The 18,947-nt window shown below is 71.0% G+C and carries 19 protein-coding genes; 12 read left to right on the plus strand and 7 right to left on the minus strand.

Annotated features, from left to right (window positions below; translation table 11 throughout):
• Window positions 1-104: 104 nt before the first annotated feature.
• The gene (locus QM638_RS16615; RefSeq protein ID WP_415143646.1) at window positions 105-1,106 is read left to right on the plus strand and encodes an NAD(P)/FAD-dependent oxidoreductase; all 1,002 of its coding nucleotides are present in this window, start codon (window positions 105-107) and stop codon (window positions 1,104-1,106) included.
• A gap of 160 nt (window positions 1,107-1,266) precedes the next feature.
• Here the strand turns inward: QM638_RS16615 and QM638_RS16620 are convergent, their stop codons facing one another.
• The 4 genes from QM638_RS16620 to QM638_RS16635 all read right to left on the minus strand — a co-directional run bounded on the left by QM638_RS16620 (window position 1,267) and on the right by QM638_RS16635 (window position 6,105).
• Window positions 1,267-3,081 carry a DEAD/DEAH box helicase gene (locus QM638_RS16620; protein ID WP_415143648.1) on the minus strand — a complete coding sequence of 605 codons (1,815 nt, stop codon included), beginning with the start codon at window positions 3,079-3,081 and terminating at the stop codon, window positions 1,267-1,269.
• Window positions 3,082-3,139: 58 nt separating this feature from the next.
• Window positions 3,140-3,928: an MOSC domain-containing protein gene (locus QM638_RS16625; protein WP_415143650.1), complete on the minus strand. Its 789-nt coding sequence runs from the start codon at window positions 3,926-3,928 to the stop codon at window positions 3,140-3,142.
• A 68-nt stretch (window positions 3,929-3,996) separates the two neighbouring features.
• On the minus strand, window positions 3,997-5,826 hold the full coding sequence (gene glmS / locus QM638_RS16630; RefSeq protein WP_415143652.1) for a glutamine--fructose-6-phosphate transaminase (isomerizing): 1,830 nt from the start codon (window positions 5,824-5,826) through the stop codon (window positions 3,997-3,999).
• 15 nt (window positions 5,827-5,841) lie between these two features.
• On the minus strand, window positions 5,842-6,105 hold the full coding sequence (locus tag QM638_RS16635; protein WP_415143654.1) for a hypothetical protein: 264 nt from the start codon (window positions 6,103-6,105) through the stop codon (window positions 5,842-5,844).
• A 330-nt stretch (window positions 6,106-6,435) separates the two neighbouring features.
• On the opposite strand from QM638_RS16635, the gene QM638_RS16640 reads away from it, so the two are divergent.
• Together QM638_RS16640 and QM638_RS16645 are read left to right on the plus strand one after the other, a co-directional pair.
• Window positions 6,436-6,570 (plus strand): hypothetical protein, encoded by a 135-nt coding sequence (locus QM638_RS16640; RefSeq protein ID WP_415143656.1) that lies wholly within the window; start codon window positions 6,436-6,438, stop codon window positions 6,568-6,570.
• Between the two features lie 190 nt (window positions 6,571-6,760).
• A complete protein-coding gene (locus tag QM638_RS16645) occupies window positions 6,761-7,363 on the plus strand; it encodes a YceI family protein (protein ID WP_415143658.1) in 603 nt (200 codons plus the stop codon).
• 44 nt (window positions 7,364-7,407) lie between these two features.
• Here QM638_RS16645 and QM638_RS16650 read toward each other — a convergent pair whose 3' ends face one another.
• Window positions 7,408-8,157 carry an IclR family transcriptional regulator gene (locus QM638_RS16650; RefSeq protein WP_415143660.1) on the minus strand — a complete coding sequence of 250 codons (750 nt, stop codon included), beginning with the start codon at window positions 8,155-8,157 and terminating at the stop codon, window positions 7,408-7,410.
• A gap of 79 nt (window positions 8,158-8,236) precedes the next feature.
• On the opposite strand from QM638_RS16650, the gene pcaH reads away from it, so the two are divergent.
• From pcaH to QM638_RS16670, 4 genes are read left to right on the plus strand one after another with little or no spacing between them, the layout of a single operon-like run.
• A complete protein-coding gene (gene pcaH / locus QM638_RS16655; RefSeq protein WP_415143662.1) occupies window positions 8,237-9,001 on the plus strand; it encodes a protocatechuate 3,4-dioxygenase subunit beta in 765 nt (254 codons plus the stop codon).
• Complete coding sequence (gene pcaG / locus QM638_RS16660; RefSeq protein ID WP_415143664.1) at window positions 8,998-9,543, plus strand: protocatechuate 3,4-dioxygenase subunit alpha; 546 nt, start codon at window positions 8,998-9,000, stop codon at window positions 9,541-9,543. Before pcaH ends, pcaG begins: the two co-directional genes overlap by 4 nt.
• On the plus strand, window positions 9,544-10,788 hold the full coding sequence (locus QM638_RS16665) for a lyase family protein (protein ID WP_415143666.1): 1,245 nt from the start codon (window positions 9,544-9,546) through the stop codon (window positions 10,786-10,788).
• Window positions 10,785-11,954, plus strand: coding sequence for an alpha/beta fold hydrolase (locus tag QM638_RS16670; RefSeq protein ID WP_415143668.1), 1,170 nt, complete (start codon window positions 10,785-10,787; stop codon window positions 11,952-11,954). The genes QM638_RS16665 and QM638_RS16670 overlap by 4 nt, the downstream gene beginning before the upstream one ends.
• A gap of 157 nt (window positions 11,955-12,111) precedes the next feature.
• On the opposite strand, the gene mctP is transcribed toward QM638_RS16670, so the two are convergent.
• Window positions 12,112-13,743: a monocarboxylate uptake permease MctP gene (mctP, locus tag QM638_RS16675; RefSeq protein ID WP_415143670.1), complete on the minus strand. Its 1,632-nt coding sequence runs from the start codon at window positions 13,741-13,743 to the stop codon at window positions 12,112-12,114.
• Complete coding sequence (locus tag QM638_RS16680) at window positions 13,740-14,012, minus strand: DUF3311 domain-containing protein (RefSeq protein WP_415143672.1); 273 nt, start codon at window positions 14,010-14,012, stop codon at window positions 13,740-13,742. The genes mctP and QM638_RS16680 overlap by 4 nt, the downstream gene beginning before the upstream one ends.
• A 197-nt stretch (window positions 14,013-14,209) precedes the next feature.
• On the opposite strand from QM638_RS16680, the gene QM638_RS16685 reads away from it, so the two are divergent.
• Genes QM638_RS16685 through QM638_RS16705 form a run of 5 tightly spaced genes read left to right on the plus strand, consistent with a single transcriptional unit; the run spans window position 14,210 to window position 18,707 of the window.
• Window positions 14,210-15,187 (plus strand): tautomerase family protein, encoded by a 978-nt coding sequence (locus QM638_RS16685; protein WP_415143674.1) that lies wholly within the window; start codon window positions 14,210-14,212, stop codon window positions 15,185-15,187.
• A gap of 59 nt (window positions 15,188-15,246) precedes the next feature.
• Complete coding sequence (locus QM638_RS16690; protein ID WP_415143676.1) at window positions 15,247-15,843, plus strand: UbiX family flavin prenyltransferase; 597 nt, start codon at window positions 15,247-15,249, stop codon at window positions 15,841-15,843.
• Window positions 15,840-16,592, plus strand: a complete 753-nt coding sequence (locus QM638_RS16695; protein ID WP_415143678.1) for an SDR family NAD(P)-dependent oxidoreductase — start codon at window positions 15,840-15,842, stop codon at window positions 16,590-16,592. Before QM638_RS16690 ends, QM638_RS16695 begins: the two co-directional genes overlap by 4 nt.
• 31 nt (window positions 16,593-16,623) lie before the next feature.
• Window positions 16,624-17,169: an NADPH-dependent FMN reductase gene (locus tag QM638_RS16700; RefSeq protein ID WP_415143680.1), complete on the plus strand. Its 546-nt coding sequence runs from the start codon at window positions 16,624-16,626 to the stop codon at window positions 17,167-17,169.
• Between the two features lie 44 nt (window positions 17,170-17,213).
• Window positions 17,214-18,707: a UbiD family decarboxylase gene (locus tag QM638_RS16705; protein ID WP_415143682.1), complete on the plus strand. Its 1,494-nt coding sequence runs from the start codon at window positions 17,214-17,216 to the stop codon at window positions 18,705-18,707.
• Window positions 18,708-18,947: the final 240 nt, after the last annotated feature.

Consider the following 18,947-nt stretch of genomic DNA (forward strand, 5'->3'; position numbering starts at 1 on the left):
TGCGGTTGACTTCGTGCCACCATGTGGTCACCTCCTCGACGTGTCGGCGATCGGAGCACCGGCCCGATCGTCGACGGTGGCCCGGCGAGCACAGGAGGACCCGCATGACACCCGAGACCCCCGACACCATCATCATCGGCGGCGGCCCCGCCGGGTTGCAGGCGGCGCTCACCCTGGGCCGGATGCGCCACCGGGTGTTGGTGCTGGACGCCGGCGACTACCGCAACGATCCGGCCGACGCGATGCACAACCTGGTCGGACACGACGGCTGGAGTCCGGCGGAGTACCGCGCCGCGGCGCGATCGGACCTGGCGGCGTACGAGACGGTGACGGTGCGCGAGGCGCGGGCGGAGTCGGTCGCCGCGTCGCCGGACGGGTTCGTGGTCCGCCTCGCCGGCGGAGAACAGCTGCCCGCCCACTGGCTCATCCTGGCCACCGGACTGCGCGACACCCTGCCGGAGACGCCGGGGCTCGCCGAGGTCTTCGGCAGCACCGCCGCGCACTGCCCCTACTGCCACGGCTTCGAGTACGCCGACCGCCCGGTCGGCCTGCTGGGCACCGGACCGCACACGCCTCGGGTCGCGCTGCTGATGCACCGCCTCACCGACGACCTCACCGTCCTCGCCGACGGTGCCGAGCCGGCGCCGGAGACGGCCGCGGTGCTCGACCGGATCGGAGCCCGCGTCCGCACCGAGCCGGTGCTGGGCGTGCGACCCGCCGAGGATGGCGTGGTCGTCGAGCTGGACGGCGGGGACCCGGTCGAGGTCGCCGGCCTGATGGTCGCGCCGACCTACGCGCAGGCGGCGCCCTTCGCCGAGCAGCTCGGGCTGGAGCTGCAGGACTCCGGGTGCATCCGCGTCGACCCGCTCGGACGGACCAGCCTGCCGCGGGTGTACGCCGCCGGCGACCTGGCCCACACCGACGCCTTCCCGATGCCGCTCAGCTCGGTCGCGAACGCGATCGCGACCGGCCTGGCGACGGCGACCGCGGTCGACGGGGACGACATCATGCGCCAGCTGGGGCTCCCCGCGGTGCCCTGGACCCCGCGTCCGGGTCCGCGACAGCCGCGCCGCCCCTCCCTCCGCCTGCGCGGGCGCCGAGGCTGAGCCAGACCCTCCCCATCACCGAACGAGTCAACAACCGCCGAACAGAGCCAAGTGGTCGCCGTACCGGCGACCACTTGGCTCTGCTGGCCCGGCCCGGCGCGACCACTTGGCTCTGCTCGGCCGGATCGGCGCGACCAGATGGCTCTGCTCGGCGGCAGGCTCAGTCGCGGCGTCGCGGCTTGCGGGAGCGATCGGACCGCTGGAGGTGATCGCGGCGCGGGCCGCCGTGCCGTGGGCCGGCGTCGAGACGCAGCTCGATCAGCTTGCCGGAGATCCGGGTCTCCTCCAGCGCGGCGATGGTGTCGGGGGAGAGGTCGGCGGGCAGCTCGACCAGGGAGAAGTCCTGCCGGATCGAGATGTTGCCGAAGTCCGCCCGGCGCAGCCCACCCTCGTTGGCGATGGCACCCACGATCTGGCGCGGCTCGACCCGCTGCCGGCGGCCGACCGCGATCTTGTAAGTCGCCAGCGGCTGCCCGGTCTGCCGCGAACGGCGCCCGCCGCGATCGTCGCGCCCCTCGCGCCCGTCCCGTCCGGAACGGTCCTCGCGCCCACGACCGCGCCGGTCGGCGTACGCCGGCCGGTCGGCCGCGGGGTCGAGCAGCATCGGCTCGTCGCCCTGCAGCACCACCGCCAGCGCGGCGGCGACGTCGACCTCGGGGACGTCGTACTCCTCCACGTAGTGGCGTACGACGTCGCGGAAGAACCCGACCCGGTCGGTGGCCTCGAGAGCGGCGGTGATGCCGTCGTCGAACCGGCTCAGCCGGGTGGCGTTGACCTCGTCCACGCTCGGCAGCTGCATCTGGGTCAGGGTGGACCGGGTGGCCTTCTCGATGGCGCGCAGCAGGTAGCGCTCCCGCGGGGTGACGAACGAGATGGCGTCGCCACTGCGCCCGGCGCGGCCGGTGCGGCCGATCCGGTGCACGTAGGCCTCGGTGTCGGTGGGGATGTCGTAGTTGACCACGTGGCTGATCCGCTCGACGTCGAGCCCGCGGGCCGCGACGTCGGTGGCGACCAGGATGTCCAGCGAGGCGTCCTTGAGCTGGTTCACCGTCCGCTCCCGCACGTTCTGCGGCACGTCGCCGTTGATCGCGGCGGCGGAGAAGCCCCGGGCGCGCAGCTTCTCGGCGAGCGTCTCGGTCTCGTTCTTGGTGCGGACGAAGACGATCATGCCCTCGAAGTTCTCCACCTCGAGGATGCGGGTCAGCGCGTCCACCTTCTGCGGGTAGGAGACCATCAGGTAGCGCTGGGAGATGTTGGCGGCCGTCTGGGTCTTGCCCTTGACCTGCACCTCCTCGGCGTCGCGCAGGTACTTCTTCGACAGCCGCCGGATCTGGGCCGGCATGGTGGCGGAGAAGAGCGCCACCTGCTTCTCAGGAGGCGTCTCGGCGAGGATCGTCTCGACGTCCTCGGCGAAGCCCATGTTGAGCATCTCGTCGGCCTCGTCGAGCACCAGGAAGCGCAGCTGGCTCAGGTCGAGGGTGCCCTTCTCCAGGTGGTCCATGATCCGGCCCGGCGTCCCGACCACGACGTGGACGCCGCGGCGCAGCGCGGTCAGCTGGGGTCCGTAGCCCTGGCCGCCGTAGACCGGCAGGATGCGTACGCCGGGCAGCTTACCGGCGTAGCTCTCGAACGCCTCGCACACCTGCAGCGCCAGCTCACGGGTGGGGGCGAGCACGAGGGCCTGTGGCGCGCCGGCGGTGAGGACGTCGAGGTTGGAGAGGATCGGGAGCGCGAACGCCGCCGTCTTGCCGGTCCCGGTCTGGGCCAGGCCGACGACGTCACGGCCCTCGAGGAGCAGCGGGATGGTGGCGGCCTGGATCGCCGAGGGCGTCTCGTAGCCGAGCGCCTTGATCGCGTCGAGGACGCCCGCGGCCAGGTCGAGGTCGTCGAAGCTCGGCCCGTCCGACGTGCTCTCGTCGGGCGTGGGGTCGGCCTGCTCGGACCGGCCGGGGGCGGGGGAAGACTCGGTGCTCACCAGTCAACGGTAGTGGCTGCGTCTACCACACGTGGATTCGTCGGCGCGGTGGGCCCCGTCACTCGGGCACGATCTCGTCCCCGACCGCGATCCGGCCCTGCTGCGCGACCATGGTGTGGACCGCGAACCAGGTCGCGCCGTCCCACCGGCGGTGCCGGGCGAGGGTACGGATCGGGTCCTTGCCGCGCTCGAGCGTGGTGGGGTCGATGGTCGTCATCACACAGCGGCTGATCGGCCCCTCGGCCCGCAGCACCGCCTCCCCGATGCGCAGCCGGGACCAGCCGTCCTCGGCGAACGCCTCCTCGACGCCGTCGACGATCAGGTTGGCCCGGAACCGCTGGACCGGCAGGTCCTCCTCCATCCAGGCGTTGAGCCGGGCCATCGAGGTCGTCGAGGCGAGACTGACCGCCGAGGCGTCCTGGAAGGCGACCTGGGCGCCACCCCACGCCCGGCTGACCCGGCGCAGGGCGGGATCGGCACACCAGACCAGTCGCAGCCCGCCGCGACCCAGCGCCGCGGTCAGCCAGCGATCGGCGTCGGCGCCGGCCGACCGCGCGGAGAACGGCTCCTTGCCGAAGATGCTGACCGACACCTCCTCGCCGCCGACCGGGCGCCTCACCAGTGACCGGGCGATCCCGGGCGCGGTCAGACACAACCCCTCGTCGACCGGATCGGCCACGATGGTGAACAGTCGTGGCAGCTCGCGCGCGGAGACCATCGCACCGCCCTCGTCGACCACCATCCACTCCCGGTCGCCGACCAGACCGGCCCGGCCGGCGTACGCCTGCTCGACCGGGCGGATGGCGGTGCTCTTGACCGGGTGCAGGTTGATCCCGCTGACTCGCATGGCGCCCGAACTCCCTACTCGCCTGTTCTTTGGACCGATTCGCGTGTTCTAAGGACCGACTCGGCGATTCATTCGACGGTCACCGACTTGGCCAGGTTGCGGGGCTTGTCGACATCCAGCCCGAGCGTGGCGGCCGCGTGGTAGGCGAGCAGCTGCAGCGGGATGGTGAGCAGGATCGGGTCGAGCTCCGCCTCGCTCTTGGGTACGTCGATGCGAGCCGCCCGGACGTCGCCCAGGTCGACCTCGGGGTGGGTGACCACCACCAGCGGACCACCACGAGCGGCGATCTCGTGCAGCGCGGCGACGTTGCGCTCGGTGAGCTCGTCGTCCGGCACGATCGCCACCGTCGGGACCTCCTCGGAGATCAACGCCAGCGGGCCGTGCTTGAGCTCGGAGGTCTGGTAGGCCTCGGCATGCCGATAGGTGATCTCCTTGAGCTTCTGCGCGCCCTCGCGGGCGACCGGGTAACCGCGTACCCGACCGACGAAGAACATGCTCGTCGCCTCGGCGAGCGTGCCGGCGACCTCGGTCAGCTCGCCCTCACGCTTGACGATCTCCTCGATCTGAGCCGGCAACGCCTGCAGGGCCGCGACCAGCCGCTTGCCGTCGGCCACCGAGAGGTCACGCACCCGGCCGAGCTGCAGGGCGAGCAGGGCGAAGCCGACGTACATGGTGGTCAGCGCCTTGGTCGAGGCCACGGCGATCTCCGGCCCGGCGTGCAGGTAGATGCCGCCGTCGCAGGCCCGGGCGATCGCCGAGCCGACCACGTTGACCAGGCCGATGACGCGTCCGCCCTTGCGTTTGATCTCCTCGACGGCGAGCAGGGTGTCGATGGTCTCCCCGGACTGGCTGACCGCCACGTAGAGGGTGTCGGGCTCGATGATCGGATTGCGGTAGCGGAACTCGCTGGCCGGCTCGGCGTCCGCCGGCACCCGGGCGAGCTCCTCGACCAGCCCGGCGCCCATCTGGCCGACGTAGTACGCCGAGCCGCATCCGAGGATCTTGACCCGCCTGATCGCGCGCAGCTCGCGCGGGTCGAGGTTGAGACCGCCCAGGTGGGCGGTGCCGAACCGCTCGTCGAGCCGACCCCGCAGGGTGCGCTCGATCGAGGCCGGCTGCTCCAGGATCTCCCAGTACATCCGCGGACCCTCGCCCGCCTCCTCGCCACCGTACTCATAGGCGCTGGGGTCGATCTCGACCGCCGCGGCCGCGGTGGCGGTCCGGGTCAGGTCCTGGCGGAACGTGGTGAATCCGGTCGCGGTGATGGTGGCGAGCTCCCCGTCGTCGAGGTGCGCCACGGTCGTGGTGTGGCGCACCAGCGCGGCCAGGTCGGAGGCCAGGTACATCTCCTTCTCCCCGACGCCGATCAGCAGCGGGGAGCCGTTGCGTGCCGCCACGATGCGGTCGGGGAAGTCGGCGTGCACCACGGCCAGGCCGTAGGTCCCCTCGACCTGGGTCAGCGCGTCGACGATCTTCCCCTCCAGGGTGTCGGCAGCCGAGGCGGCGACCAGGTGGGCGATCACCTCGGTGTCGGTGTCGCTGACCAGCTCCACCTCGGCGGCCACCAGCCGCTGGCGCAGCGCCGCCGCGTTGTCGATGATGCCGTTGTGCACCACCGCCACCGTGCCGGCCGCATCGGTGTGCGGGTGGGCGTTGACGTCACTCGCCGGACCGTGGGTGGCCCACCGGGTGTGCCCGACGCCGAGGCGTCCGCTGATCCGCTTGGGCAGCGCCTCGACCAGATCCTGGACCCGCCCGGCCTTCTTGACCACCTGCATCCGAGTGCCGAGCACCGCCACCCCGGCGGAGTCGTAGCCGCGGTGCTCCAGCCGCCCCAGGCCCTCGATCAGCAGCGGCGCGGCCTGCTGCGTGCCGACGTATCCCACGATTCCGCACATGCGATCTCCCTCATCTCATCCGTACACCAGCCGGCGCAGCTGTCGCTCACTGAGCCGTGGCGCCGCCACCACCCGGTGCGCGAGCTCGTCGGCAAGCCGCGTGAAGATCTGCTCGTTCTTCGCACCGTAGGTCTTCAGCTGCGCATGCCGCCGCCGGACGTAGCTCTCCACCGGCTCGGCGTGGAAGGCCACCACGTCCTCGATCACCCGGGTCGCCTCCGCGGCACTCAGCCCGGTGCTCGTGGCGATGTGACGAACGAGTGCCGGATCGGGTGCCATGCCCACCAGCGTGCCGCCGACGTACGACGACAGGCAAGTTCTTGCCCGATTTCAGGCAAGAATCCTCGACTCGACCGGCAGCGCGGTCGCTCTGCGGGGACGGACACGCCGTCGCCGCGTGAGACCGTGACGGTCGGGCCCAGGGTGCCGCACTCCGGCGCGACCGGCGTCGCGGCGGAGCGCGCATCGGTGCCCAGGGAGCAAAGTGGCCACGACCCGCCGCCATCGGGTGAGGCGAGTGGAGCGAATTGCCCGAGATCCACCGAGTCCTGGACACCTGGGTGGGGGGCGGGTATCGTTGGTGAACAGAGAGTGAACAGGAGGTGTCCAATGAAGGACTCCACGGTAGCCAATGGACTCGAACTGCACTGGGTGACGATCCGCGACGCCCAGGGTCACGAGCACCTCGAAGCCCGCTGGGTCGACCGGCAGGTCGCTGCGGTGGCCGCTCCCGACGCCGCCTGACCCAGCGACCCGTTCGACCGAACACGAGACCGCCGCCCCGCTCGGGGCGGCGGTCTCGCGCTGCCGCCCTGGCGGCACCGCCATGACAGCACCGACATGGCCGCAGGAAAAGATGCCGGATCGGCGGAATACATCGGGCTCGCGGTCCGCTACCGTAGTTGTAGATTCAATCAATCAAGGAGCGACCGCCATGGCCCTGTTCAACCGCAAGCCCGAGGAATCCACCCCCACCGACTTCGACGCGCCGACCGCGGCGATCGAGGACATCTCCGGCGACTACACCCTCGACGTGACCCACACCCGCCTGGGCTTCTCCGCCCGGCACGCGATGGTGACCACCGTGCGCGGCTCCTTCAAGGAGTTCGAGGGCAGCGCCACCGTCGACACCGCGACCCCGGCCAACTCACGCGTCTCGGTGAAGATCGACGCCTCCTCGATCGACACCGGCAACAAGGACCGTGACGGCCACCTGCTCTCCGGCGACTTCTTCGAGACCACCGCCAACCCCTACATCACCTTCACCTCCACCGACGTCACCTTCGACGGCGAGACCTGGAACATCACCGGCGACCTGACCATCAAGGGCATCTCCAAGTCGGTGACGGTCCCGTTCGAGCAGACCGGATCGGCCAAGGACCCCTACGGCAACGTCCGGGTCGGCTTCGAGGGCGTCGTCGCGATCAACCGGAGCGACTGGGGCCTGACCTTCAACGCGGCCCTCGAGACCGGCGGGGTGTTGATCTCGGAGCGGATCAAGCTCGAGTTCGACATCTCGGCGATCAAGTCCGCCTGAGGCACCGCGCCCCGATCACCGCGCCCCGATCACCCGAGCCCCGATCACCCGAGCCCGCGGGCCACGCCCTGGGCGGCTACCTGCAGTGCGCTGACCAGCCGGGCCTGCGAGCGACGGAGGTCGGCGACCACGATGCCGAGCGCGCCCACCACGCCGGCCCGGGTGGTGATCGGCACGCCGACCGAGCAGGCTCCGGGCGTCATCTCCTCGCCGGTGGTCGCATAGCCGTCGACCAGGATCCGTTCCAATTGCACCCGCAGCCGGACCGGCGAGGTGATGGTGTGCCGGGTGAACCGGCGCAGCGGTGCGGCCAGCACCGCCCGCCGTACGTCGTCGGGAGCATGGGCGAGCAGGACCTTGCCGACCCCGGTGGCGTGCATCGGCAGCCGCGACCCGAGTGTGCTGACCACCGGGACCGAGCGGTGGCCGGCGAGGGTGTCGAGGTAGAGCACGTGGTCGTCCTCGCGGACCGCGAGGTGGACGGTCTCCAGGGTCGCGCCGTAGATGTCGTGCAGGAACGGCCGGGCGACCTCACGCAGGTCAGTGGCCACCGGCGCGAGGAGGCCGAGGTCCCAGATCCGCCGGCCCACCACGTAGGCACCGTCCGGCTCGCGTCGCAGCGCTCCCCAGGCGACCAGCTCCGCCACCAGCCGGTGGGCGGTGGGCACCGCCAGACCGGCACGCTGGGCGATCTCGGTCAGCCGCAGCCGACGGTGTCGCGCGTCGTAGGCGCCCAGCACCGCGAGCGCGCGGGACGTGACCGACCGGCCGGGCTGCGAGGTCCCTCCTGCCATTCGGCCAGCCTGCCAGGAACTTCCGTTCAGTGGAAGCCTCGGCTGGCCGAGGTGGCGGTGGCCTCCCTACCGTCTAGGTGTGACCACGACCACTGAGCAGCCCACCACCCAGGCTGACATCTCCGCAGAGATCGAACAGGTCGGCGCGGAGTCGGCGAAGGCCGACATCCCGCAGCCGCTGGTCGACTATCCGCCGTACCGCTCCAGCATCCTGCGTCACCCGACCAAGGACCCGCACCACGTCGACCCCGAGACCATCGAGCTCTGGGCGCCGTGCTTCGGCCATCGTGACGTCGGCCGGCTCGAGGCCGATCTCACCGTCGGCACCGGCACCGAGGACCCGATCGGCGAGCGGATCACCGTCAGCGGCCGGCTGGTCGACGGCGAGGGCAGGGCCGTCGCCGGCCAGCTGATCGAGATCTGGCAGGCCAACGCCGCCGGGCGCTACATCCACAAGTACGAGCAGCACCCGGCCCCGATCGACCCCAACTTCTACGGCGTCGGCCGGATCCTGACCGGGCCGGACGGCGAGTACGAGTTCAAGACGATCAAGCCCGGGCCGTACCCGTGGGGCAACCACGTCAACGCCTGGCGTCCCGCGCACATCCACTTCTCGGTCTTCGGCACCGCCTTCACCCAACGGCTGATCACGCAGATGTACTTCCCCGGCGACCCGCTGTTCGCCCTCGACCCGATCTATCAGTCGATCACCGACCAGCAGGCGCGCGACCGGCTCGTCGCCACCTACGACCACGACCTCAGCGTGCCGGAATACTCGATGGGCTATCGCTGGGACATCGTGTTGACCGGCAGCCACGCGACCTGGATGGAGGAAGGCCGATGACGCTCCCCGCGACCCCTGGCCAGACGATCGGCCCCTGGTTCGGCTACGCGTTGCCCTACCCGGGCGACAACGAGCTCGTCCCGGCCGGCAGCGCCGGCGCGATCCGGCTGCACGGCACCGTGTACGACGGCGCCGGCGACCCCATCCCGGACGCGCTGGTCGAGATCTGGCAGCCGTCGCCCGACGGCACCGTGCTGCGTCAAGAGGGCTCGCTGCACCGCGACGGCTGGACCTTCACCGGCTTCGGTCGCTGCGAGACCGACCGCAACGGGCACTACTCCTTCTCCACCCTCACCCCGGGGGCACCGGAGGGGAAGGCGCCGTTCTTCGCGGTCACGCTCTTCGCCCGTGGCCTGCTCGACCGGCAGTTCACCAGGATCTACCTGCCCGACCATCCGGCCAACGCCGCCGACGCCCTGCTGGCCTCGCTCCCCGACGAGCGGCGGCACACCCTGGTGGCCGCCGCCGACGAGACCGGCTATCGCTTCGACCTGCACATGCAGGGCGAGGACGAGACCGTCTTCCTCACCTACGGAGGCTGAGTGGCTGACCTGTTCTGGCCCGGCGACGAGCGAGCCGGCGCGGTCTTCGACGAGGCCAGCTGTCTGGCGGCGATGGTCGCGGTCGAGGAGGCCTGGCTGACGGCGCTGGTCGAGGCCGGGATCGCGCCCGCCGACGCCTCGGTACCGCTGACCGGGCTGACCGAACCGGTCGGCGTCGCCGATCTGCCTCGGCTCGCCACCGGCGCCGAGTCGGGTGGCAACCCCGTCATCGGACTGGTCAAGCTGCTCCGCTCCCGGCTCGAGCACGACGGGCACGACCGTGCCGCGACCTGGCTCCACCGCGGCCTGACCAGCCAGGACGTGGTCGACACCGCCCTGGTGCTCTGCCTGCGAGAGGCGATCTCGGCGGTCCAGGCATCAGTAGCGGTGCAGGCCGGCGCACTGGCCCGGCTCGCCGAGGCACACCGCGCGACGGTGATGGCCGGGCGCACCCTGACCCAACATGCGGTGCCGATCACCTTCGGGCTCAAGGCCGCCGGCTGGCTGGACGGCCTGCGCCAGGCCACCCTCCGCCTGCGCAGCGCCGACGAGTCGCTGCCCGCCTACCTGGGCGGCGCGGCCGGCACGCTGTCGGCGGTGGTCGAGCTGGCCCGGGTCACCGACGCGCCCGCCGAGAGCGCCCTGGTCGCCGTACGGTCGCTGGCGGAGCGGCTGAGCCTGGACGGCGCCAACGCGTGGCACCCCAACCGGTCGCCGCTGACCGAGGCCGCGGACGCGCTGGTGGGGTTGGCGGACGTGTGGGGCCGGCTGGCCGGCGACGTCGCGCTGCTGGCCCGCCCCGAGATCGGCGAGCTCGGCGAGCCCGCCGTGGCCGGCCGGGGTGGCTCCTCGACCATGCCGCACAAGGCGAACCCGGTGCTGTCGGTGCTGATCGTGCGGTATGCGACCTGGGCGCCGGCGCAGGCGGCGACCCTGCACGCCGCCGCGGCCGGGTACACCGACGAGCGTCCGGTCGGGGTCTGGCATGCCGAGTGGGACGTGCTCCACCTGCTCGGCCGGCGCGCCGTGGTGGCCGCATCGCAGACCGCGGAGCTGGTCGCCGGTCTGCGGGTCGATCCCGAGGCGATGGCCGCCCACGCCGCCGACCCGGGGCTGCGGGCCGAGCAGCAGACCATGGCGGCGCTGGCCGGTCTCGAGCCGGCAGCCGACTATCTCGGCCTCACCGACGACCTCGTCAGCGTCGCCCTGGACCGGGCGCGAGCCCTCTGGAAGGAACTCCCGTGACCCCCTCCCTCACCGTCGTCCAGCTGGCCGGGTCGCCGGAGCTGCCACTGCTCGTCGTCGGCCCGTCGTTGGGCACCTCGGCCGAGTCGCTCTGGGCGCGGTGCGCGGCGCTGCTCGGCGAGACCTTCCATGTGGTCGGCTGGGAGCTGCCGGGCCACGGCCGGGGTACGCCGGCGACGGCGCCGTTCACCATGGCCGACCTCGCGGCCGGCGTACTCGCGGCCATCGAGCCGGTGCTGGTCGAGCGCGGCGAAGCTGGCGGCACGTTCGGCTATGCCGGCGACTCCGTCGGCGGGGCCGCCGGCCTGCAACTGCTGCTCGACGCAGGGGACCGGGTCACCGCCGCGGCGATGCTGTGCACCGGCGCCAAGATCGGTGAGACCGACGGCTGGCTCGAGCGGGCGGCGCTGGTGCGCCGGTCGGGCACGCCGGTGATGGTGGCCGGCTCCTCGCAGCGATGGTTCGCGCCGGGGTTCTTGGAGCGGGAGCAGGAGGCGGGCGTCGCGCTGCTGGGCGCCCTGCAACACGCCGACGCCGAGAGCTACGCGCTGGTGTGCGAGGCGCTCGCCGCATTCGACGTACGCGACCGGCTGGAACAGATCGGCGCGCCGGTCCTCGCCGTCGCCGGCATCCACGACGAGGCCACCCCGCCGGACTCACTGCGCGAGATCGCGACCGGCGTTGCGGTGGGCACCTTCGTCGAGCTCGACGGGGTCGCCCATCTCGCCGCGGCGGAAGCGCCGCACACGGTGGCGAGCCTGCTGACCGCGCACCTCGGCACGCACCTCACCGGCGGGGCCGGCGACCCCTACGACGCCGGCATGGTGGTGCGCCGCGAGGTGCTGGGCGACGCGCACGTCGACCGGGCGATCGCGCACACCACCGACGTGAACGCCGCCTACCAGGAACTGATCACCAGGTACGCCTGGGGCAGTATCTGGACCCGGCCGGGCCTGGACCGGCGCTCCCGTTCGGTGGGGGTGCTCACCGCGCTGATCGCCGGCCGCCACTTCGACGAGCTGGAGTTCCACCTGGTGGCGGCGCTGCGCAACGGCCTCACCAAGGAGGAGATCGTCGAGGTGCTGCTGCAGACGGCGATCTATGCGGGCGTCCCCTGCGCGAACTCCGCCTTCGCGGTCGCCAACCGCGTCCTCAACGAGTCCTGAACGGCGAACAGAGCCAAATGGTCGCCGTACCGGCGACCATTTGGCTCTGCTGGACCCGCTTGCCGTGACCACTTGGCTCTGCTCGGCGCGCCTGGTGTGACCATCTGGCTCTGCTCGGCCTGGGCGCGGTGAGTCAGTGAGTCGGTGAGTCAGTGAGTCAGTGCGCGGTGATGGTGGGATCCAGCTCCTCGATCACGCCCTTGTCGCCGGAGTCCACCGTGTAGTCCGCCGCCGACGTGCTGTCCCTGCCGTCGGGGACGCCCAGCGCCCGCAGGATCGGGGTGGCGACCACCGCGATCACCACGTTGATGATCAGCGCGGTGATGGCGAGGTAGATCCCGGTGTCGGTGAACGGGAAGGCGTGCACGGACGCGCCGAAGTGCGCCTGGGTTGGCGACGGGGTGTTGTAGGCGGTGACGGTGCCGTAGATCATCGCCACCGCCCAGCCCGCGAGCAGCGCCCAGCGATGGAACCAACGGGTGTAGAGCCCCACCACGATCGCCGGGAAGGTCTGGGTGATCCAGATCCCGCCGAGCAGCTGTAGGTTGATCGCGAACGTCTTGTTCAGCGCCAGCACGAAGATCAGCGCGCCGAACTTCACGATCAGCGAGACCAGCTTGGCCTGCCGCGCCTCCTGCGCCGGCGTCGCCCGCCGGTTGATGAAGGCCTTGTAGATGTTGCGGGTCCACAGGTTCGCCGCCGCGATCGACATGATCGCGGCCGGCACCAGCGCGCCGATCACGATGGCCGCGAACGCCACCCCCTGGAACCAGCCGGGGAACTGGTCCTCGAAGAGCTGCGGCACCGAGGCCTGCACGTTGGACACCTTCACCCCGGCCGCCACCGCGACGAAGCCGAGCAGCGCGAGCAGACCCAGCAGGAAGGAGTACGCCGGCAGCAGGCTGGCGTTGCGGCGGATCACGTTCCGGCTGCGGGTGGAGAGCACCCCGGTCACCGAGTGCGGGTACATGAACAGCGCCAGCGCCGAGCCCAGCGCCAACGAGGCGTAGGCCCATTGACCGATGCCGGTGGCGGGATAGGTGGCCTGTGGCGAGGCCTCGCCGGCGCCGATCTTGTCGGCGTTGGCGGTGTTGAAGTCACCGAAGCTCTGCTTGACCGTGTCGAAGATGTGCCCCCAGCCCCCGATGTGGTGCGGGATGTAGATGACCGCGACGATGATGACGAGGTAGATAAGGCTGTCCTTGACGAACGCGATCATCGCCGGCGCCCGCAGACCGGAGGAGTAGGTGTAGGCCGCCAGGATGACGAACGCGATGAACAGCGGAAGGTCCTTGAGGAACCAGTTGCCGCTGTCCGGCTGCAGCCCCATCACCTCCAGCACCACCTGCATACCGACCAGTTGCAGCGCGATGTACGGCATGGTGGCGATCAGTCCGGTCGCGGCGACCGCCAGCCCGAGGCCCTTACTGCCGTAGCGGCCCTCGACGAAGTCGGCCGGGGTGACGTAGCCGTGCTTGTGACTCACCGACCACAGGCGTGGCAGGAAGGCGAAGATCAGCGGGTAGATGATGATCGTGTACGGCACCGCGAAGAATCCGGTCGCGCTGCCCGCGAACAGGGTCGCCGGCACCGCGATGAAGGTGTAGGCGGTGTAGATGTCGCCGCCGATCAGGAACCAGGCGACGAACGTGCCGAAGCCGCGACCGCCCAGGCCCCACTCGTCGAGTGACGCCATCGACTTGGCCCGGCGCCAGCGCGCCGCCGCGAAGCCCATCACGGTGACGACCAGGAAGAGGAACAGGAAGACCCCGAAGGCGACACCGTTCACTTGCCGGCCTCCTTCGCATGGCTCCCACCCGGCTGGGTCTGCCCGCGCGAGACCCGGTCACGCCGGAACGCCTCCTTGGCCACGACGTACGCGATCGAGGTGAGCAGCGCCGCCCAGAGCACCATCACGAACTGGATCCAGAAGAAGAACGGGAAGCCCCACAGCGTCGGGGACTCCTTGGCATACCACTGCACGAACAGTGGCGGAACGGCCGCGAACACGAGTAGCACGCCCACGACGACCCAGAGCCCGGTACTTCGAGCAGGCACAGCTCTCACCCCTTCGATCCACTCTCCCGATGAGCCCGACACTAGTGTTCGAGGTGACCGAGGTCACGCACACCGGCTCCGGCACGCCGGGTGCGAGGCGGGCGGACCGTCGACCGGCACCGGGGTCGAATCCTCAGGCAGGAGCACTACTGTGACGCGCAGGCATCAGGTGGGAGCGCGAGAGATGGAGCCGGGACATGCCGCAGGTGGAGCTCAGCATTCGGGCCGGCCGTGACGCCGAGACGATCCGTACCCTGATCGGCGCCGTCACCGAGGCGGTCTCCTCCACCCTGGTCGTCAACCGCAGCAGCGTGCGGGTGATCGTGCACGAGATCCCCGCCACCCACTGGGCGAACGGCGGCATGACGCTCTTCGAGCGGGACGACATACCCCAACTGGCGGCGCGACTGGGCGAGGCGACCGCCGCCGGCACCGAGATCGCGCGGCTCAGCACCGAGGTGGCGATGACGCTCGCCGACGCGTACGCCATCCAGCTCGCCGGTCTCGACCTGCGGGTCGCCGCCGGGGAGGTGCCGGTGGGGCTCAAGCTCGGGTTCACCAGTAAGGAGAAGGCCGCCCAGATGGGCGTCGACGACGTCATCCTCGGCGTGCTGACCTCGACGATGCTGATCGATGACGGCGGCACGCTCGACACCTCCGCGCTGATCCACCCACGGGTCGAGCCGGAGGTCGCCTTCCGGTTCGCCGAGGATGCCGGCGGCCTGGACCTCACCGACCCGGACACCGATCTGCTGGCACACGTCACCCACCTGGCACCGGCGCTGGAGGTGATCGACAGCCGCTACCGGGACTTCTCCTTCACCCTGGCGGACGTGGTCGCGGACAACGCCTCGGCCAGCCGTTACGTGATCGGCCCGTGGAAGCCGCTGGACGCCGTACGCGACCGGATCGGGGACCGGCAGGTGTGGCTCCGGGTCGACGACACGGTCGCGGCCACCGGCTCGACCCGGGCGATCCTGAACGATCCGCTGGCCGCCGTACCGGCCGCGACCCGGCTGGCCGCCCGCTACGGGCACCCGCTGCCGGGTGGAGCGGTGCTGCTCGCCGGCGCGGCGACCGCGGCCGTCCCGCTGCCGGAGAGCGGGCGGGTCAGCGCCGAGGTGGAGGGACTGGGTACGGTCAGCATGACGACTCACCGCACCGCAACCGACTGAGCAGCAGCGACCCCTCGCCGGCACCATCGTCGAGGGCCGCCGTGACGAAGGGGCATTCGATGAGCAGCAACCAACCCGACCGCATCGTGGTCGGAGTCTCCGGCGCCACCGGCGTGGTGTACGCCGTCCGGGCACTCGACATCCTGCGCGATCTCGGCATCCAGACCCACCTGGTGGTCACCAAGTCGGCGGCGCTGACCCGGAGCTACGAGACCGACCTGACCAAGGACGACCTCGAGGCCCGGGCCGACGTGGTCTATCACCACACCGACGTCGGTGCCCCGCTCTCCTCCGGCTCGTTCCACACCCGGGGGATGCTCATCGCGCCGACCTCGATGCGCACGCTGGGCGAGATCGCCAGCGGCGTGACCGCCTCGCTGGTCTCCCGGGCCGCCGACGTCACGCTCAAGGAGCGCCGGCCGCTGGTCCTGATGGTGCGCGAGGCACCGCTGAACCTGATCCATCTGCGCAACATGGAGACCGTGACCGCCGCCGGCGCGACGGTCTTCCCGCCGGTGCCGGCGTTCTACTCCCGGCCCACCACCATCGAAGAGATCGTCGACCACTCCGTCGGGCGCGCGCTCGACCAGTTCGGCCTCCGCACCGACGTCTTCCCACGGTGGAGCGACGAGCTTCGCGAACGGGTCGCGCGGTGAGCGTGCTGTCCGCCGACACGCTCGCCCAGTCGCGGGTGGTGGTCCTCGGGGGCACGTCCGGCTTCGGACTGGCGGTGGCGACCGAGGCCGTCCTGGCGGGCGCGACGGTGGTGATCGGCGGGCGGGATCCCGGTCGGCTGAAGAGCGCCGCCACCGAACTGGCCAGCCTGGGAGGACAGGTGACCGCGGTGCGGGTGGACGCGGCCGCCGAGGCCCCCGCCGGCGTCGGCCTGGAGCACTTCTTCGAGGCGGCGGGCCCCGCCGACCACGTGGTCTCGATGGTCGGCGGGGCGATGGCCGGCGGCTTCCTGGACGCGCCGCTGGAGACGATCCGAGCCGCGGTCGCGGAGAAGTTCGACGCCAGCCTGCGGGTCGCCCGGGCCGCGGCCGGCTCGATCCGGACCGGGGGCAGCCTGGTGCTCACCGGTGGCGCGGGCGGCCGACCGGACGGGGCCAGCGGCGCCATCGTCGGCAACCAGGCCGTCTCCACCCTGGTCCGCGGGCTGGCGCTCGAACTGGCGCCCGGCGTACGGGTCAACGCGGTGGCACCGACCTGGACGCCGACCGGACTGTGGCGTGACCTGCCGGACGCCGAGCGCGAGGCCACGCGCCTGCAGATGTCGCGGCTGAGCCCGCTGAGCCGCACCGCGACCGTCTCCGAGGTGGCATGCGCCTACCTGTTCTGCCTGACCTGCACCTATCTGACCGGCCAGACCATCACCGTGGACGGCGGTGTCTCGCTGCTCTGAGACGCCGGGCGCCACCGAGAAGGAGACAGACATGAAGATCGGCATCATCATCGGCTCCATCCGCGACGGGCGACTGGGCGAGATCGTCGCCGACTGGGTCGCCGAGAACGCCGCCGACATCGAGGGAGCCGAGTTCGAGCTGCTGGACCTGCGGAAGTTCGACGTCCCGCTGCTGACCTCGGCCACCGTGCCGGGTGCCGCGAACAAACAGTACGACTCCCCGCAGGTGACCGCCTGGAGCCGGGCGATCGACTCCTGCGACGGCTTCGTCTTCGTCACCCCGGAGTACAACCACGGCGTGCCCGGGGCCTTCAAGAACGCCTTCGACAGCCTCGGCTCGGAGTGGGCCCGCAAGACGGTCGGCTTCGTCTCCTACGGCGCCGACGGCGGCATCCGGGCGGTCGAGCAGTGGCGCAGCATCATCGCCAACTTCCAGATGCTCGACGTGCGCGCCTACGTCGCGCTGTCGTTGTTCACCGACTTCGGGCCGGACGGCCTCGATCTGCTGGAGCGTCGCGACAGTGAGATCCGGACGCTGCTCGAGCAGCTCGTCGACCTGACCCGACGCCTGGCCTGAATACACGTCCCGAGCCCACGACCGCCGCGACCGGAGGAGCAGCGATGACGGAGAGCACGCCAGCGGCGCCGAAGGCGCCGATCAAGGACCTACGCGAGGGCATCGAGCTGCTCAAGCAGCAGTCGGGCCAGTTCGTCTCCACCGCGGTCGAGGTCGACCCTCAGGCCGAGCTTGCCGGGGTCTACAAGAAGGTCGGTGCCGGTGGCACCGTGCAACGCCCGACCCAGGTCGGCCCGGCGATGCTGTTCGAGAACGTCAAGGGCTACGACATCGGCGTCATCGTCGGCGTACTCGCCTCGCGCAAGCGGATCGCAACCTTCCTCGGAGCCGACGAGAAGCGCCTCGGCCAGCACATGCTCAGCGCGATGGAGCACGCCAAGGACCCGGTCATGGTCGACTCCGCGCCCTGCCAGGAGGTGGTGCACCTGGCCAGCGATCCGGACTTCGACATCCGCACCCTGCTGCCGGCGCCGACGAACACCCCGGAGGACGCCGGCCCCTACTTCTGCATGGCGGTGCTGCGCGGCACCGATCCGGAGACCGGCCAGCACGACGTCACCATCCACCGGCTGTGTGTGCAGGATCGTGACGAGATCTCGGTGTTCATGCAGACCGGGCGCCACATCGGGATGATGTATGAGAAGTACGACGCCCTGGACAAGCCGATGCCGATCACCGTCTCGATGGGCATCTCCCCGGTGGAGTACATGGCGATCTCCTTCGAGCCGCCGTCCACGCCGTACGGCTTCGACGAGCTGGAGTTCGCCGGCGGCCTCAAGGGCTCCCCGGTGGAGCTGGTCAAGGCGAAGACCGTGGAGGAGTACGCGCTGGCCTCCGCCGAGATCGTGATCGAGGGCGAGATCCTCCCCGGGCGGCGGGTGGCGGAGGACCAGCACACCGGCACCGGGTTCGCGATGCCCGAGTTCCCGGGATACGACGGGGTGGCCAACCCGTCGCTGCCGGTCATCAAGGTCACGGCGGTCACCACCCGGACCGACCCGATCCTGCAGACGCTGGTCGGCCCGGGTGAGGAGCACGTCTCGCTGGCGGGCATCCCGACCGAGGGCTCGCTGACCCAGGCACTGGAGAACGCGCTGCCCGGCCTGGTGAAGAACGTCTACGCCCACCCCGCCGGCGGCGGGAAGTACGTCGGCATCCTGCAGATCCACAAGCGCGACCACAACGACCAGGGCCGGGAGCGGCAGGCCGCGCTGGTCGCCTTCGGAGCCTTCCCGGAGATGAAGCACGTCATCCTGGTCGACGACGATGTGGACATCTTCGACACCGATGACGTGCTGTGGGCGATGACGACCCGGTTCCAGGCGGAGCGGTCGATCATCCCGATCCCAGGCGTCCGCTGTCATCCACTCGACCCGTCGGCGGACCCAGAGTTCTTGTGGACCAACGTCGACCACGGCATCTCCACCAAGGTGATCTTCGACTGCACGGTTCCGTGGGAGATGCGGGAGAAGTTCGTCCGCGCCCCGTTCCAGGACGTCGACGTCACGCGCTTCCTGCCCGACTGGGACGGTGCCTGACGCCGGTCGTGCCGACCGCGCGCGGGTATGCCGAGACGCACACCAAGACGCACCCGGGGAGAACCGAGGCACGCCGAGGAGATGCGTCGAGGCGGCGCGCCCCCCGGGGGCGCCCGCCCGACCGGGGGGGTGTGGGCCGCACAAGGCCCCCCCGCCAGGAATACCTATAACATTAGGCGGGGAACCGCGACGAATTAGCCCGCCCCCCATCGCAGCCCCACCCTAACCCGGGTGGCCAAA

The sequence above is a fragment of the Nocardioides sp. genome, from assembly GCF_047606145.1.
Lineage (GTDB): Bacteria > Actinomycetota > Actinomycetes > Propionibacteriales > Nocardioidaceae > Nocardioides.

What these genes read in the sequence shown, in the direction of transcription:
- QM638_RS16615 (WP_415143646.1), top strand. Translation starts at nt 105, where the DNA reads ATGACACCCGAGACCCCCGACACCATCATCATCGGCGGCGGCCCCGCC.
- QM638_RS16625 (WP_415143650.1), bottom strand. Translation starts at nt 3,928, where the DNA reads ATGCGAGTCAGCGGGATCAACCTGCACCCGGTCAAGAGCACCGCCATC.
- glmS (WP_415143652.1), bottom strand. Translation starts at nt 5,826, where the DNA reads ATGTGCGGAATCGTGGGATACGTCGGCACGCAGCAGGCCGCGCCGCTG.
- QM638_RS16635 (WP_415143654.1), bottom strand. Translation starts at nt 6,105, where the DNA reads ATGGCACCCGATCCGGCACTCGTTCGTCACATCGCCACGAGCACCGGG.
- QM638_RS16640 (WP_415143656.1), top strand. Translation starts at nt 6,436, where the DNA reads ATGAAGGACTCCACGGTAGCCAATGGACTCGAACTGCACTGGGTGACG.
- QM638_RS16645 (WP_415143658.1), top strand. Translation starts at nt 6,761, where the DNA reads ATGGCCCTGTTCAACCGCAAGCCCGAGGAATCCACCCCCACCGACTTC.
- QM638_RS16650 (WP_415143660.1), bottom strand. Translation starts at nt 8,157, where the DNA reads ATGGCAGGAGGGACCTCGCAGCCCGGCCGGTCGGTCACGTCCCGCGCG.
- pcaG (WP_415143664.1), top strand. Translation starts at nt 8,998, where the DNA reads ATGACGCTCCCCGCGACCCCTGGCCAGACGATCGGCCCCTGGTTCGGC.
- QM638_RS16685 (WP_415143674.1), top strand. Translation starts at nt 14,210, where the DNA reads ATGCCGCAGGTGGAGCTCAGCATTCGGGCCGGCCGTGACGCCGAGACG.
- QM638_RS16690 (WP_415143676.1), top strand. Translation starts at nt 15,247, where the DNA reads ATGAGCAGCAACCAACCCGACCGCATCGTGGTCGGAGTCTCCGGCGCC.
- QM638_RS16700 (WP_415143680.1), top strand. Translation starts at nt 16,624, where the DNA reads ATGAAGATCGGCATCATCATCGGCTCCATCCGCGACGGGCGACTGGGC.
- QM638_RS16705 (WP_415143682.1), top strand. Translation starts at nt 17,214, where the DNA reads ATGACGGAGAGCACGCCAGCGGCGCCGAAGGCGCCGATCAAGGACCTA.